A 14,793-nucleotide genomic window follows, 5' to 3' on the forward strand; every position below is an offset into this window, starting at 1 on the left:
AGTACGCTGAATCCGTGGCCAAGAACAACCCGTTCTCGCCGACTTTCGGCACCTCGCCTCCTGCACTGGCAGGGCGAGACGCAATCTTGGAAGACCTCGACGAGGCGTTCGAGACTGGACCGTCACACCCGGACTACACCGTGTTGTTCATCGGCATTGGCGGCACCGGCAAGACGGTGATGCTCAATGCAGCCGAGGACATGGTCCGCAAGCGAGGCTGGCTCGTGGTCGCTGAACAAGGCAACCCCAGCGGCCTCATTGAACGCCTGCGAGATGGCGCCGCACGTTTGCTCGCCGAGTTCGACAGCGAGCCTTCGCGCCGTGTCAGCGGGCTGCAGGCGGCCGGTGTGGGCATCGCCTTCGAGCACCGCTCCTCGTCGCAAGGACCGCAGGACCTTCGCAGCATTCTCGGCAGCCTCGGCGACCGGCTCGCGCAGACTGGCAGCGGTTTGCTCATCACCGTTGACGAGTTGCATGCGGCCGATGTCGGCGAAGTGCGCGAGCTCGGCGGCATCCTCCAGCATGTCACTCGCCGCGAGGGCCGACCCATCGCTTTCGCCGGTGCAGCACTGCCGTACATCGAGGACGAGCTCTTACAGGGCCAGCTGGCCACATTCCTGCAGCGGTGCTCCCGCTACGACATCGGCCCGCTCGATGCCGCCGCTACGCGGAACGCCCTTGAGATTCCGATGAGCCGGTCGGCGGCGACGATCGATGACCATGCCCTCGGGCGCGCCGTCGAGGCCGCCAACGGATACCCGTTCATGGTGCAACTCATCGGCTTCTACACGTGGAAAGCCGTCCACGATCCAGCGGCAGGGATCAATGACGCCGACGTCACAGTCGGCATCAACCGCGCCGAGAGCAGGATCGGCCGCCTGGTCATTGCGCCGACGTGGAACGAACTCTCCAACACGGATCGGCGTTTCCTTGCGGCCATGACCGAGGACACCGGCGATTCCACGCTCGACGCCATTGCACAACGAATGGGCGTCTCCACCAACTACGCCCACGTCTACCGGCGCCGGCTGGAGCGCGCCGGCATGATCGTGACCACCGCGAGGAACACCGTCGCGTTCGGGTACCCCACTGCAAGGGCCTGGGTATCGCAGCGCACCGTGCAGCTCCCGCCGCAATAGCGCACCGGCGAGGCCGGCCGGCAGTACCGCAGCCGATCTTCAACCACAGCGCCCGCATGATCGTTGCCGTCCCGCCTCGATATGAACGTTTCGTGTACGGCAAAAAACTGCCTCTGACCAGCAGTTTTAGGTCGTCCGTGGACCTTGAGATCGGGGTGCTAAGAACTGCAGGAGAGCTGGCTGCAGCCGACGCGGGTACGGGCCCAGTCGGGGCGCAGCGCCGCGTAGGACTCCCGCTCGGGCTGGACGTCGTAGGGGCGGCGCATGACGTCGAGCAGCTCGCCGATCGCCTTGGGACCGCCCTCGGTGGCGCTGTCGATCGCCAATTGGGCCAGGTAGTTCCGCAGCACGTACTTCGGATTGACCCGGTTCATCGCCTCGGCGCGTGCTTCATCGGCGATGCCCAGCGCCCGCAGCCGGGCCGCGTAGCCCTCGATGAACTCGCTCGTGGCTGAGCGGTGTCCGTCGGTCACCTCGACGGGCCGGTAGTAGGCGTCTGCCAACGGGGCGACGCGCTCAGCCGGGTCGACGCCCCCGGTCGTAGCCACCGTGGCGAGGCGCCGCCAGAACACCGTCATGTCGGTCTCGACCAGCCGCAGCACCTCGAGCACCCCCGTGGCCAGCTCACGGTCGACATCGGTGTCGAGCCCCGGCAGGCCGAGCTTTCTGGCCATCATCGCCGACCACTTCTGCTCGAAACACGGTACGTAGCCGTCAAGCGCCGCCTGCAATCCTTCCGCCTCGCCGATCAGCGGGTACAGCGCGTTGGCAAGCTGCATGAGGTTCCACTGTGCGACCGCCGGTTGGGTGCCGAACCGGTAACGGCGGTGGGCTGCGTCGGTGGTGTTGGGGGTCCAGTCGGGGTCGTAGTTGTCAATCCAGCCGTAGGGGCCGTAGTCGATGGTGAGGCCCAGGATCGACATGTTGTCGGTGTTCATCACGCCATGGACGAAGCCGACACGCAGCCACTCGCAGACCATCTCCGCGGTGCTCCGCACGACCTCATCGAAGAACTGCACGTATCGACCGGGTGCGGGCTCGCCCGCCAGATGGCAGAAATCGGCTTCGATGACAAAGTCCGCCAGCGTGCGCAGCGTCTCGACATCGCCCCGAGAGGCGAAGATCTCGAAGTTGCCGAAGCGCACGAACGAGGGCGCCACCCGGCAGACCACTGCTCCCGGCTCAGGCGCCGGGTTGCCGTCATAGAGCATGTCGCGGATGACGAAGTCACCGGTCCCCACGAGGCTGAGCGCCCGCGTGGTGGGCACGCCGAGGTGCGCCATGGCCTCGCTGCACAGGAACTCGCGTACCGAACTTCGCAGGACCGCCAGCCCGTCAGCCGTGCGGGAGTACGGCGTGGGCCCGGCGCCCTTCAGCTGCAGGGTTTGGTGCTGACCGTCGCGGTCGACCATCTCGCCGAGCGCAATCGCCCTGCCGTCACCGAGCTGACCGGCCCACGAGCCGAATTGGTGCCCGCCATAGCAATGTGCGTGAGGGTCCATGCCGTCGAGCAGCGTGCTGCCGGCGAACACGGCGGCGAACCGGGGGTCGCTCACCAGGTCGGGGTCGAACCCCAGCTGGTCAACCATCTCGGCGCTGTGCGCAAGCAGTTGCGGCGTGGGCGCCGGTGTTGGCGCGACCCGCGAGTAGCAGGCGCCAATCACCTGCCGGCGGTGGTTGACGGTGTCGGGATCGGCCGGAAGCGCGGACGTGAACCGGTTGTCGAAGCGGACCTCGTCCAACGAGGAAATCGGCGGCGCTGCACCGACAGTGCTCACAGCAGCTTCAGACCTTCGTTGTAGCGACGGGTCGGCAGGTGTTCCTCGCAGAGCAGGCGCGCCATGTCCCGGAATATGCCAGCGGTTTCGCTGTCAGGGTCGACAGCCGTGATCGGCATGCCCTCGTCTCCGCCCGCACGCAATTGCGGCACCAGCGGCACCTGACCCAGCAGCGGCACATCCATCTCATCGGCCAGGGCCTGGCCGCCACCCGAACCGAACAGCTCGTAGCGCTTGCCGTCGTCACCCGTGAACCAGCTCATGTTCTCGATTACCGCCCGCACCTGCAGGTTGACACGCGAGGCCATGTGGGCGGCACGCTGGGCGACCTTCTGGGCCGCGGGCTGCGGTGTGGTCACCACCAACAGCTCCGAGCGGGGCAGGAACTGCGCCAGCGACAGCGAGATGTCGCCGGTGCCTGGCGGCAGGTCGATAAGTAGGTGGTCGGGATCGTCCCAGAAGACATCGGTAAGGAACTGTTCAAGCGCTTTGTGCAGCATCGGGCCGCGCCAGATGACCGGTTGGTCCTCGCGGGCGAAGAAGCCCATGGACATGCACCGCACACCGTGCGCCTCGGTGGGCACCACCATCTGGTCGATCACGGTGGGGGGACGGTTCACGCCGAGCATCCGGGGAATGGAGAAGCCCCACACGTCGGCGTCGATGACTGCGGTGCGCGTGCCGCGTTGGGCCAGCGCGATCGCGAGATTGACCGTCACGCTGGACTTGCCGACGCCGCCCTTGCCGCTGGCCACCAGCAGCACGCGGGTCTTGTTGCCAGCTTGGGCGAACGGCACGGACCGCCCCTCGGCGTGGCCGTGGCCTTCGTGGGTGCCCGCGGTGGCAGCAGGATCGCCGATGAGCTGAGCCCGCAGCGCCGATTGCTCGGCCTCGTCCATCACGGTGAATTCCACGACCACGTCGTCGATGCCGTCGAGCGCACACCCGGCCTCGCTGACAGCGTGCGAGACGTGTCCGGCAGCGGGCCAATCGCGTGACGGCACGGCGACCAGCACCTGTGCGGCACGCCCTGCGACGGCCGCAGCACGCAGCATGCCCATCTGGCCGATCGGTCGACGCAGCTCCGGGTCGATCACGTCGGCCACGGCGGCGGCCAGCTGCTGATCGGTGACGGTCGCTGCTCGGCTGTCGGTGGCTGAATGTCGGCGCTTGGCCCTCACTGGGTGCCCCTGACCGGTTGCGATGGATTGCCGCGTGGAGGCTGCACCGGCGTTGCAGCCGCGCCAGCGGCCCGCCTCGCACGCTACTGGCGCGACCTTGCAGTTGAGCCCTGGCCAACGCTCACGGCAATTGACTGTTCGCCACAAGTGAGCATGCCACCGGCAAATTGCACCCGCGTCACAGGGACCCGATAGTCGGTCCAGTCAGCACACTCCCAGCCCATTGAGGGTCATTCCGTTGTGGTCGCGGCAGCGATTTCCCGCCCATCGACTGCCCGCGTCCGAAAGCAACTCTTGCCGAATCGCTCAGTACGAAGTCATCGCAATGCGACATGAAGAAACATCAATTTGACATGAAGAAATATCGATATCTAACGTCTACGTGAACAAGAATGCACAACCGAAGGGGTCAAGGTGAAACGACAAATACGATCTTGCGCAGTGGCAGCCGCCCTGCTTCTGACGGGCAGCTTCTTGGTGACGGTGCCTGCCGCAGCCGAGGACTCCGGGGGCGTGGGCCCCGGCAACGACCTACTGAGCGACACTTGGCACAAACAACCCACAACCGGCGAAGGAATCAACCCAGGTGCCGACGGCGAGGAGCCACCGAGCACCGGCGAAGGTGGCGGCGCCGGCGACGACGAACAGCCCAGTTACAACGATGGGATCGAGGGTTTGCAATCAGAGGGCCCGATCGGGCCAGTTGGCTCCACCGGCGTGCCCACCTACGGGGCTCTGTGGGCACCCGGCGAAATGATCCCCACAGCCGTTGAGATTCTCTTCGACGACGCCAACGTCGAATTGTTCACGCTCGAGCCAGAAGATCGATCGCTGTTCGCTGCACTGCTCGTGATCGACAACCACGAGGCGCCCACCGAGTACCGATTCGAGAATGCGGTGCCTGAAGGCCACACCGCCGAATTGCAGCCGGATGGTTCGGTGAGATTCTTCGACGCCGACGGCAACGAATCAGGCGGTATCGCTTCGCCTTGGGCCATCGACGCCAACGGCGAGGAAGTGCCCACCCGTTACACCCTCGACGGCACAACCCTCATTCAAGCCATCGATCACGAAGGTGCTGCCTACCCCGTCGTTGCCGATCCGGTGTGGCTTGTTGCCGTCGTCGCCCTCGCGATACGAGTTGCTCCCACGGCTTCGGCCGTAGTGTCGGCTTGCGGCCCAGCGCAGTGCGTGGCGGTCGCCACGACTACTGGCAGGGCTGTCTACAATCACGTCAGGCCCCGTGGCGGATCATCTGGTGGCGGTCGCCCAGGGAATACTCCGACTTGCAACGCAAGAAACCGGACCGGGTGCTAGACGATGCTGCGAAGGGACTTCGTGTTCCATAGTCGTACGCCGCGGAACCTCGAATTCGGAAGCTGGTTGAGTTGACGACACGGGTGGCGGAAGTGTTCCGCAGGGTCCGCTGGTCTGACGGCCGTCCGGTCAGTTATCGGCAGGACCGTGTCGCGCTTGGCCTCCACCTGTGGTCCTTGGCATCGGGGTTCACCGTGACCGTCCTGTGGATCGCCTCTTCGAGATGGGCGGCGTGGTGGGTGCTGATACCGCTGAGCATTGCGAACGGCGTCGGGTTCGAAATCGTCGCAAGGAACCGCTTGCGACGCGCCGTGCTGCAGGTCGAAGCCCTCGGCAGCGCAGGCCAAGCACAGGTCAAGGCGAGGCTCACAGACCCGATCAGCCGCCTCGACGACTACGTCGTCCAACGCTACAACCGGAAGGCCGAGGAGTTCATGACTCGCGCCGAAATGGCGAAGGCCAGTGGAGACCAAAAGTCTGAGGCCAAATGCCTGCGGCTAGCAGAGCGTCACCGATTTTGGGGCCAGTGGTACGAGCGCACTGTTGAACGCTACGGCCGCTTCTTCTGAAGATATCCGCCGGTCAAAGTGTCCCGCAAGGAAGTGATCCGAAGGCGGAGGAGTTCCAGGCTCGAGCCGAGACGGCCCAAGCCAGTGGAAACCAGAAGTCTGCAGCTAGCTGAGAGCTCTAGCGGACGCTCCGCCGTCGGCTATTGGAGTTCGGATTCCATCTCGGCGATCGCGTCTTCGAGCGCCGCTGCCATGGCTGGCGGCGGGTTGCGCTCGAGCGCCGCTTGGTAGTAGCCGATCGCGCCCCGCGGGTCGCGCTCGATGAAGCGGGCCGTGTAGCCGCGGAACACCCACGGATCGAACTCACCAGGATTGAGCGCCACGGCCGCATCGAGCGATGCGATGCCCGCGGTGATCAGCTCGGGATCTGGGATGCGCACCAGCAGCCAGCCACGAAGGGCCAAGGCCTCGGTGTCGCTGGGATCTTCGGCCAGCACCCGGTCGAGATCGACCAGCGCCGACTGCAGGTCGCAGCCGGCGACGAGTGCATCGGCGGTTTCGCCGGAACTGGACGAGTCCTGAGCAGACAGCGATTCGCAGTGACGCAGGTGCAAGCGAGCAGACAACACCAGTGCGCCGCGCAGGTCGCGGTCGAGGCGGAAGATCTCCTCCAGCGTGGCGCGGGACTCGTCGAGCTGGTTCGCAGCGAACTGGCGCTGAGCATCGACCAGCAGCGAACGGGCCGAGCGGTCGATATCTCCCGAGATGGTCTCGCCCGACAGGCGCAGCCCGACCGAACGCGCCACCCCCACGCCAGCCAGCGCGCCGACGAGCACGAGGGCGCCAACGGACACGACCGAGACAAAGCGAAATCGCCGCGGCCGTGGCTCTTCAGGCGGATGCTGAGGCGCAGAAGCTTCCCCGGCGCCGTCTCGGTGTGGTTCGTCAGCACGCGCCCGAGCCCGCCAGCGACGAGTTGCGGCCCACAGGCCTGCCACAGCCGCGGCGAACGCGGCCACCGGGAGCGCCCACACCAGCGTGCCCACTCCCTCCCCTGGCGGCAGCGCGTTCACATCGTCGCCGTAGGCGGCAGCGAGGTCGGCCCGGATCTCGGTGTCGCTGCGACCGGCGTCCACCCAGAGATCGATCTGGCGCCGCATGGCAGCCGCGGCTGGCGCGTTCGACTCGAGCACGCTCTGGCCGTCGCAGACCGGGCAGAGCGTCGCTTGCTTCAGCTCGTAGGCGCGCTCGGCCTCCGTCGCGGGCGGGCGTGACGCCGTAGCGGCAACGACGGCAGCAAGGATCGCCACGGCAACGACGACGAGCCAGCCGATACGTCGCATCCTGGGACCACGGTGCTGCGGCCGGGCCGGCGCGGCGGGCGGGGTGCTCTCGGGCGAGCTCATGCTGCGCTCATGAACCGGGCTGCGACGTCGCTGCGCCCTCGCTAGCGGAACCCAGCAGCAGCGCTATGACAGCGTCGGGATCGTCAGCGCTGATCTGACCCTGCCAGCGGGCCGCCACGATGCCCTCGGGCGTAATCAGGAACGACTCGGGTGGCCGCAACACTCCGAACTCGACGGCCCATCGGGAATCGGGATCGTCGATGACCGGCCAATTGCCTCCGAGACGCTCATAGAACGCGACGGCATCGTCGGTCCGATCGCCGAACGGGACGGCAATCAAGGCGCCGTCGTACCGATGGCGGAAGACCCATTCGGCCAGCGCAGGGTGTTCACGCTCGCACGGCACGCACCACGACGCAAAGAAGTTGACGAGCACCCACCGGGGCGACGCTGCATCGATGTCGAAGCGCGCCACACCGTCGGGACCGATATGCACACCCGGCATCGCCTGCGCACCGCCGGCCTGCACGAACTGCTCCTGCGGCCAGATCAGCTCGCCTCGAAGCGGTGGCACCAATTCGCCGATGAGCGGGCTGGCAGCCCGGATGCTGCCGCCGTCGGAGTCTCGCGTCGCCAGGAGCGCGATCAGGCCCGCCGCCGCCAGTCCGACGAACACCGCCGTGATCCGAACCCAGGCTCGGCGACGCGGCACCACCTGGCGGCTGCCGCTGTCGCTGTCGAGGGGCGCTTGCGGCTCCGCGCTCGACATCCCTTCAGGCTCCGGCGTCACGAGCGGCGCTCCCCTGTAGCCGCACCGGCTCGCTCCTGTGCAGAGTCGACGGTTGGGCGAGCACCGCCCCCGCGCGGGACCCGGTCCCGCGCTCCGATGCGGTTCGGCACCAATGCCGCAGCAATGCCCAGCGCAAGCACGGCGCCGCCCAGCCACATCCACGCCACCAGCGGCTTGATGAGCACACGCAGCGCCACCTCGCTGCTGCCTTCTTCGGGAATGGTCGCAAGCGACAGGTACACGTCGTCGACCAGGCTCGTCGCCACCGACGGCGTCGAGATCGGCTGGCCGAATTCGGCGAAGCGCGTCACCGCAGGCTCGAAGGTGCCCCTGTCTTCTACGTCCACACGCACCCGGACCACCCGGTTGCCGTTCTCGATCGTGTCGGTCAGGCCCAGGTAGGTGACTTCGTGGCCCGCAACCACGCCGGACTCGCCCGGCGACAGCGTGAACTCGCCTTCGGACCCGTACGCGCTCGACGCGATGAAACCGAATGCGATCACGCCCACGCCGATATGGGCGATCATGCCGCCGCCGGTGCGGCCGAGCAGGCCACGCCAGCCGTTGCGCCGCACGCCCAGCCACAACAGACGCGCGGCGCTGCCGATCACGAATCCTCCCAAGCCCAGCGCCAGCACCTGCCACAGGCCGCGCGCACCGGCCCACACCGACAGCACCATCGTCAGCGAGCCGATCGCAGCCGGCCACAGCATCCGCCTCGAACGCAGCTCAGCAGGCGTGTCGCGCCAATTCAGCGCCGGGGACAGGGCCATCAACCCGAGCAGTGCAATGCCCACCGGTGCCAGCATCCGATCGAAGTACGGCCGCCCGACAGCCAGCCGTTCGGAGGAGATCGCCTCGGCCAACAGCGGGAACACCGTGCCAAGCAGCACCACGAACGCCGCCACCGCAAAGAGCAGGTTGTTCCCCAGGAATGATCCCTCCCGCGACCAGATCGAACCCAAGCTCGCGGGCTTTCGCAGCGCTTCGCCGCGCCACGCCACCAGCACCACACCGGTCGCCACGATCAAGGCAAAGAACGCCAACAGCAACGGCCCCAGCGAGGACTCGCTGAACTCGTGCACCGATTCGAGCACGCCCGAGCGGGTCAGGAACGTGCCGAAGATCGTCAACGCGAACGTCACAATGAGCAACGACAGATTCCACACACGCAGCATCTGGCGCCGCTGCTGGGTGATCAGCGAGTGCACGAACGCTGTGGCGGTCAGCCACGGCAGCAGCGAGGCGTTCTCGACGGGATCCCACGCCCAGTACCCGCCCCAGCCCAGGACCTCGTACGACCACCAGGCGCCCAGCATGATTCCCGTGCCCAAGCTGCCCCATGCCACGAGCGTCCAGCGGCGTGTATCGGCCATCCAGCGGCTGTCGAAGCGCCCCGTGACGAGCGCAGCCACAGCGAATCCGAACGGCACGGTGAAGCCGACGTAGCCGAGGTACAGCATCACCGGATGAATCGCCATCAACGGGTGGTTGCGCAGCAGCGGATTCAAGCCGCCGCCGTCTGCGGGAGGGTTGGCCAGCGTGGCGAACGGGTTCGCCGGACCGGCGAGCAGTGCAAAGAAGAAAATGCAGACGCCCAGCATCACCGCTAGCGCCCATGCCACCGTCGGTTCGGCAGTCCGGCCGCGGAATCGCCACGCGGCCGTGCCGACGTAGCCGCACAGCACCAGTGCCCACAGCAGGATGGACCCTTCGAGCGCGCCCCAGAGTGTCGCCATCTTGTAGATGAATGGGGTGGCGATGGTGGAGTTGTGCGCCACGTAGGCGACCGAGAAATTGTCGCTGAGCAATGCGAACTCCATCGCGCCAACGGCCAGCACGCAGCCCGCAGCCATTGCCGCGATCCACGCCAGCGCCTGGCGGCACCGCTCGGGCTGCCCCAGTGCTCTCGCAGCGACCAGCGTTCCGGCGCCGCCGAGCGCGCTGACGAGGCCGACGGCCACGCCGAGCGTGCCCAGCACGGCGATCACAGCCGGGGCACCTCGAATGGGCAGTTGTCCAGGAAGCCTTCGGGCGGTTCGTCGGGATCTGGGATGCGCTCCGCGTTCGCCGCCTCGTAGGAGTTGGTGTGCTTGATGAGCATGTTGTCGCTCGAGAAGAAATGCGTGTCGCGACCGGCAACCGTCACGACGTCACCGGACACCCAGCGGCCTTCGAGCACCACCGGGATCCACGGCGATTCGAACAGATCTGGAGGGTCGACGGAGTGGCGCACCGATACCGATGCGCAGTTGTGGATCACCTCGAAAGTGGTCACGCCGCCGTCGAGTGCCACCGACGCAGGTACCACCCGTCCCTGCAGACGGAACCGGCGGTCGCCGAGTTCGACGCGCTCGGCGATGGCCTCATCGGCGTTGCGGAAGAACAGGGTGGCGTTGCGTAGGCCGGCGATCGCTGCCGCGCCACCCACGATGAGCAGCAGCAGCACGAACCCGCCGACCATGGCCTTGCGTCGGCGCCCCATCTCCCTGCGTGCCGCTGCACGATCGGGAGCTTCCTCGAGCGGGTGCCGGGGGCTGAGGTCCGTCATGTTTGTGCGGTCTCGTTGCTCGGATCCCCCGCAGACTCTGTCTTGCCAATGCCCAGGTCCCGACCGAGTGCGCGGCCGCGGCGGACTAGCCAGAGGGCGTAGGTCACAACCGCGGCCGCCACCAACACGTAACCCGTGAGCACGTTTGCTGCGTAGGTCATCGTCCCGCCGCCTGTTCGCTGCGGCGCTCTTCGAGGAGCTCTTCCAGGGTTGCTTCGGAGGCGAGTTCTTCGAGGCGCAGCACTCGGTAGCGGTGGATGCCGATCCACAGCGCCACCACAGTGAAGACGGCCCATGAATACAGGAGGGTCCAATAGATCTCGCCGGCGAAATTGCGGTCGCCCCCGAGCCCGAGGTCCAAGCTGGCCTCTTGATGCAGCGTGCGCCACCAATCCACCGAGTAGTGGACGATCGGCAGGTTGACGACCGCGATGAGGGCCATCACCGCCGACCGCCGTGCCCTGGAGCGAGGCTCGGCAGGCAGGCGCCGCAGCGCCAGGTAGCCGAGATAGGTCACGAACAGCAGGACGGTGGTGGTCAGCCGGGCGTCCCATTGCCAATAGGTGCCCCAGGTCACCTTCCCCCACAGCGACCCGGTCACCAGCGTGAGTGCGGTGAACAGCACGCCGAGCTCGGCGGCAGCTCCAGCCACGCGATCCCACTGCCGCGCCTGTCGATCGGCGATGACACCCTCCAACCCTCCGGCGCCGCTGCGGGTCCGCCACAGCACTTTGGCGCTGGCGAATGCGGTCAGCACAAAGCCGCCATAGGCCACCCAGATCGAGGGCACGTGCACGTACATCAGCCGGACAGCGTCGCCTTGCACCTTGTCGGCGGGCGAGATCCACAGTGCCAGCAGTGCCATCACAGCGACTGCCGCGATCGCCACCACACCCAGCACCCGGGTCGCGACGCTGCCGGTCATCGACAGCGACGCGGCGCGTTGTGCCTGCTGGTGCAGGTCGGGCTCAGCGGCCCCGATCATCGTGAGCCCGCGTTCATTACTCAGGCGTCCTCCAGCAGCGGACCAGCCGCCGCCCAGCCCACTGCGATGTAGGTGACCAGCACCACAGCCAGCAGTGCTGTCCAGCTCCAGCCTTGGTCGGCGCTGGTCCCGAGCGCCACGTCGAACGCCCGGGTTCCGGCCAAGAGCACCGGTGCTGCCACCGGGATCAGCAGCAGCGGGAGCAGGGTATCCGCCGACCGCAGACCTACCGTCATCGCCCCGTACAGCGTCCCGCAGATGGCAAACGCAGCTGTGCCACAGAGTCCTGCAACAATGACCAGGAGCCAGTCGTCGACGGTGACCGAGTAGAGCACCAGCAGCCCCGCGGCGGTGAACACGGCTACCACGATGAGCTGGATGGCCAGCGCTGCCGCCTTGCCCCAGAGGATGGCCGCCGGCACCAGCCCGCCGAGGCGCAGCGCGTCCAGGTTCCCGCCTTCGTCCTCGATGTCGAAGCTGCGCTTCGCCCCGAGCACGCCTCCGAACAAGACGGCCACCCAGAACAGACCGCCCGCCCCGGCGCCAAGCAAGGACGGATTTGCGTCGAATGCGAATGCGAAGACCACGAGGATGAGCAGCACCGTCGGGACGATCTGGATGAGCGTTATACGGGCCCGTCGCTCGACGGTCAGGTCCTTACGGCAGACGAGCCAGATCTCACGCCACATCGGTTGGACCGTCCGTGCGTGGCGCGGGAGCGATCGCCTCGACCCGGCCGCCGGCAAGCACTACCTGGCGAGCGGCCGCAACCCGTGCACGGCCGGTCTCGTGCGTCGCGAACATCACCGTGGCTCCCGCCTCGACGGCGTAGGCCAGCAACTCGTCGAGCGCGTCCCTGCTCGACTCGTCAAGTCCGGCGTGCGGCTCGTCCAGCAGCCACAGCCGCGGGCGGGCGATGGTCAGGCAGGCCAGCGCCACTCGCCGCTGCTGACCCTCAGAGAGCCGTCGGATGGCAACTGCGGTCAGGCGACCACCGAGTGCAAAGCGTTCGACGGCGGCTGAGACCTCTGCGGAGGCCGCGCTATGCAGGGCCGCGCAGTGGCGCAGCTGGTCCTCAACCCTCAGATCGCCGTAGAGCGGGGCCCGATGTCCCAGTAATCCGACGTGACGCCGCACTGAGCGACGGTCTGCGATGAGGTCGAAGCCCAGCACCTCGGCTCGCGCGCCTCGTAAGGGCACGAGACCCGCACATGCCCGCAGCAACGTGCTCTTGCCTGCGCCGTTGGGTCCTCTCAGGCAGACCATCTCGCCGGCTTGCACCGTGAGGTCCACACCCGCCAATGCAGGAAAGCGGTCCAGCAGGGCCACAACGCCCTCGAAGGCAACGGCAGCTGCCACGGAGCGTCAAGGCTACGGGTGGGTTCGGTCGCTCAGGGCGTAGCGACCACCGCAAGCACATCGCCCTCGGCGACAGCGTCGCCCTCGGCCACATGCATCTCCGTCAGCGTGCCGTCCTCGGGAGCAGTGACAGGGATCTCCATCTTCATGGACTCGAGAATGAGCAATTCGTCGCCGGCAGCGACGGCGGTTCCCACGTCGGCGACCACCTTCCACACGGTCGCAGTCAACTCAGCTCGAACGTCCAACAAGTCGTTTCTCCTCCACGGACCCGGGCAAAAAGCCTACGCCAAGCTAATCGAGGCGGCGACCGAACGCCCAGATCTTGTGGCTGGCACCTCTGTCTGCGGCGTCATTCTTGGCGCTTCACCATCCACAAGTGCGCGCGAACCGGTCGGTACTGTCGACATGCGGTGTTCTTCATCGTGCTCGTGGCGACCATCGGAATTGGCATCGGCTTCGCTGTCGCCCTTGTCAATGGCGGCACGCCGCGCGAGATCTTCGGCAGGCTCCGAGCACTTCAGATCAACCATTGGCCAGTGCTCGCGCTCGGAGTTGTCTTGTCGCTCGCTGTCGGGTTGGACACCAACATGCTCGCGGGCCGCTTCGCGCTGGGCGTCTCGCTTGCGCTGCTGCTCGCGGGTTGCCTGCTCAACCGCCATATCACCGGTGCGCGTATCGCTGCGATCGGCATTGCCGCAAACCTCGCAGTGCTCCTCGTGAACGGCTACCTGCCAGTGAACGAGGGCGCTGTGGTGGCTGCAGGCATCATCGACTTCGACGGACTTGACCGGGTACTGCTCGGCGCTGCCCGCCGGTGGTCGGACGACGCGACGATTGCCGCGTGGCTCGGCGGTGCAATCCCGCTTGCACCGCTGAGAGATGTCATCACGCTGGGCGATCTGGTGACCGCCGCCGGTTTGGCCAACGTCGGATTCCGGCTCATGTGGCCGGCGGCGTGGGATCTACGACGGCTCGAAGCGGTGTCGGGAAGCAAGTCTGAGGACTACGACGATGGGTCAGTCGTGCTCAGGCCGGTGGCGCCGCCCACAACCCTGGAGCATCCGCCACTGGTCGGCGCGGCGGCAGCGACTGCAGCAACTCCAGCACCAACGGCACCCGCAGCCCCGGCGGAACCGCCGAGCCCAGTGCCAGCACACAACGAGCCGGCGTGGGCATCGCGAGTCGAACCAGCGCCGTGGCCGGCCCCTGCCCCGTGGCCCAATGAGATCGAAACCGCCGACCGCGCCTCGAGCGGGGAGCCCACCGAAGCTCACGATCCGCAACTCTTCGGGGCCTGAACGCCTTTCACGCTTTCTTTGTGCAAATTTGCCGCCTGTGGCGGCATTTCTGCACAAAGTCAGGGCGGTCGGGGCAGGCAGGCATCGCCGCCCATCCGCAGTCTCCGGCTGCGGCGCCGACGTAATACTGCGCCTACGACGGCCCAACGATGCCTGTGCCGTGATCCGTGACGAGATAATGGGGGTCGTGGCCACCGCCCCGAAGTCCAATCGCGAGATGCCCGACATCGATCGCGGCCCAGCGCATGCGGCAGGCGATCCCTTCGACGATGTTCTCGTCCGGCGAGCACGGCTGAAGCGGATCTCCAGCCTCGGACAACGGATTGGGTACGGCCTGTATGTGGCATCGCTTGTCTGCGGCGCCATCGGCATCCGCTGGGGATACACCCCGCTGCTCGCCACGCTGATCGCCGTGGCGCTCGTGGTTGGATCGATGCTGCTTGCGCCCACCATCGTCATGAGTCACGGCATCAAAGCCGCCGAGCGCGAAGAGCGTCGAGCCGCGGCGACCAGATCGACACAGTGAACGAGGATCGC

General features: G+C 66.9%; 16 protein-coding genes. 5 read left to right on the forward strand and 11 right to left on the reverse strand.

Features of this window, described 5'->3' with window-relative positions; genetic code table 11:
• The first annotated feature begins 14 nt into the window (after positions 1 to 14).
• Positions 15 to 1,139: an AAA family ATPase gene (locus ACOCMM_RS16250; protein WP_419554171.1), complete on the forward strand. Its 1,125-nt coding sequence runs from the start codon at positions 15 to 17 to the stop codon at positions 1,137 to 1,139.
• 158 nt (positions 1,140 to 1,297) lie between these two features.
• Here the strand turns inward: ACOCMM_RS16250 and ACOCMM_RS16255 are convergent, their stop codons facing one another.
• Both ACOCMM_RS16255 and ACOCMM_RS16260 read right to left on the reverse strand, forming a co-directional pair.
• Complete coding sequence (locus ACOCMM_RS16255; protein WP_419554172.1) at positions 1,298 to 2,917, reverse strand: protein adenylyltransferase SelO; 1,620 nt, start codon at positions 2,915 to 2,917, stop codon at positions 1,298 to 1,300.
• The gene (locus tag ACOCMM_RS16260; protein WP_419554173.1) at positions 2,914 to 4,098 is read right to left on the reverse strand and encodes an Mrp/NBP35 family ATP-binding protein; all 1,185 of its coding nucleotides are present in this window, start codon (positions 4,096 to 4,098) and stop codon (positions 2,914 to 2,916) included. Before ACOCMM_RS16260 ends, ACOCMM_RS16255 begins: the two co-directional genes overlap by 4 nt.
• Before the next feature lie 441 nt (positions 4,099 to 4,539).
• Between ACOCMM_RS16260 and ACOCMM_RS16265 the strand changes: the two genes are divergently transcribed.
• Together ACOCMM_RS16265 and ACOCMM_RS16270 are read left to right on the forward strand one after the other, a co-directional pair.
• The gene (locus ACOCMM_RS16265; RefSeq protein ID WP_419554174.1) at positions 4,540 to 5,415 is read left to right on the forward strand and encodes a hypothetical protein; all 876 of its coding nucleotides are present in this window, start codon (positions 4,540 to 4,542) and stop codon (positions 5,413 to 5,415) included.
• 71 nt (positions 5,416 to 5,486) lie between these two features.
• Complete coding sequence (locus ACOCMM_RS16270; protein ID WP_419554175.1) at positions 5,487 to 5,984, forward strand: hypothetical protein; 498 nt, start codon at positions 5,487 to 5,489, stop codon at positions 5,982 to 5,984.
• A gap of 140 nt (positions 5,985 to 6,124) precedes the next feature.
• On the opposite strand, the gene ACOCMM_RS16275 is transcribed toward ACOCMM_RS16270, so the two are convergent.
• The 9 genes from ACOCMM_RS16275 to ACOCMM_RS16315 are packed head-to-tail and all read right to left on the reverse strand — an operon-like array spanning position 6,125 to position 13,206.
• Positions 6,125 to 7,330 carry a cytochrome c-type biogenesis protein CcmH gene (locus ACOCMM_RS16275; RefSeq protein WP_419554176.1) on the reverse strand — a complete coding sequence of 402 codons (1,206 nt, stop codon included), beginning with the start codon at positions 7,328 to 7,330 and terminating at the stop codon, positions 6,125 to 6,127.
• Between the two features lie 7 nt (positions 7,331 to 7,337).
• Entirely contained in the window at positions 7,338 to 8,039 is a 702-nt protein-coding gene (locus ACOCMM_RS16280) for a TlpA family protein disulfide reductase (RefSeq protein WP_419554177.1), read from the reverse strand.
• Positions 8,040 to 8,056: 17 nt separating this feature from the next.
• Positions 8,057 to 10,051: a heme lyase CcmF/NrfE family subunit gene (locus ACOCMM_RS16285; RefSeq protein ID WP_419554178.1), complete on the reverse strand. Its 1,995-nt coding sequence runs from the start codon at positions 10,049 to 10,051 to the stop codon at positions 8,057 to 8,059.
• Positions 10,048 to 10,611: a cytochrome c maturation protein CcmE gene (locus ACOCMM_RS16290; RefSeq protein ID WP_419554179.1), complete on the reverse strand. Its 564-nt coding sequence runs from the start codon at positions 10,609 to 10,611 to the stop codon at positions 10,048 to 10,050. The genes ACOCMM_RS16285 and ACOCMM_RS16290 overlap by 4 nt, the downstream gene beginning before the upstream one ends.
• Positions 10,608 to 10,772 (reverse strand): hypothetical protein, encoded by a 165-nt coding sequence (locus tag ACOCMM_RS16295; RefSeq protein WP_419554180.1) that lies wholly within the window; start codon positions 10,770 to 10,772, stop codon positions 10,608 to 10,610. Before ACOCMM_RS16295 ends, ACOCMM_RS16290 begins: the two co-directional genes overlap by 4 nt.
• Positions 10,769 to 11,596: a cytochrome c biogenesis protein CcsA gene (ccsA, locus tag ACOCMM_RS16300; protein WP_419554181.1), complete on the reverse strand. Its 828-nt coding sequence runs from the start codon at positions 11,594 to 11,596 to the stop codon at positions 10,769 to 10,771. The genes ACOCMM_RS16295 and ccsA overlap by 4 nt, the downstream gene beginning before the upstream one ends.
• A gap of 20 nt (positions 11,597 to 11,616) precedes the next feature.
• Positions 11,617 to 12,285: a heme exporter protein CcmB gene (locus tag ACOCMM_RS16305; protein WP_419554182.1), complete on the reverse strand. Its 669-nt coding sequence runs from the start codon at positions 12,283 to 12,285 to the stop codon at positions 11,617 to 11,619.
• Positions 12,275 to 12,955 carry a heme ABC exporter ATP-binding protein CcmA gene (ccmA, locus tag ACOCMM_RS16310; protein ID WP_419554183.1) on the reverse strand — a complete coding sequence of 227 codons (681 nt, stop codon included), beginning with the start codon at positions 12,953 to 12,955 and terminating at the stop codon, positions 12,275 to 12,277. The genes ACOCMM_RS16305 and ccmA overlap by 11 nt, the downstream gene beginning before the upstream one ends.
• Positions 12,956 to 12,987: 32 nt before the next feature.
• Positions 12,988 to 13,206, reverse strand: coding sequence for a biotin/lipoyl-binding carrier protein (locus tag ACOCMM_RS16315; RefSeq protein WP_419554184.1), 219 nt, complete (start codon positions 13,204 to 13,206; stop codon positions 12,988 to 12,990).
• Positions 13,207 to 13,368: 162 nt separating this feature from the next.
• On the opposite strand from ACOCMM_RS16315, the gene ACOCMM_RS16320 reads away from it, so the two are divergent.
• Complete coding sequence (locus ACOCMM_RS16320; protein ID WP_419554185.1) at positions 13,369 to 14,256, forward strand: DUF5317 family protein; 888 nt, start codon at positions 13,369 to 13,371, stop codon at positions 14,254 to 14,256.
• 187 nt (positions 14,257 to 14,443) lie between these two features.
• A complete protein-coding gene (locus ACOCMM_RS16325) occupies positions 14,444 to 14,782 on the forward strand; it encodes a hypothetical protein (RefSeq protein ID WP_419554186.1) in 339 nt (112 codons plus the stop codon).
• The last annotated feature ends 11 nt before the right edge of the window (positions 14,783 to 14,793 follow it).

Origin of the sequence: Candidatus Poriferisodalis sp., from assembly GCF_965198245.1 — a bacterium.
Taxonomy (GTDB): domain Bacteria; phylum Actinomycetota; class Acidimicrobiia; order Acidimicrobiales; family Poriferisodalaceae; genus Poriferisodalis.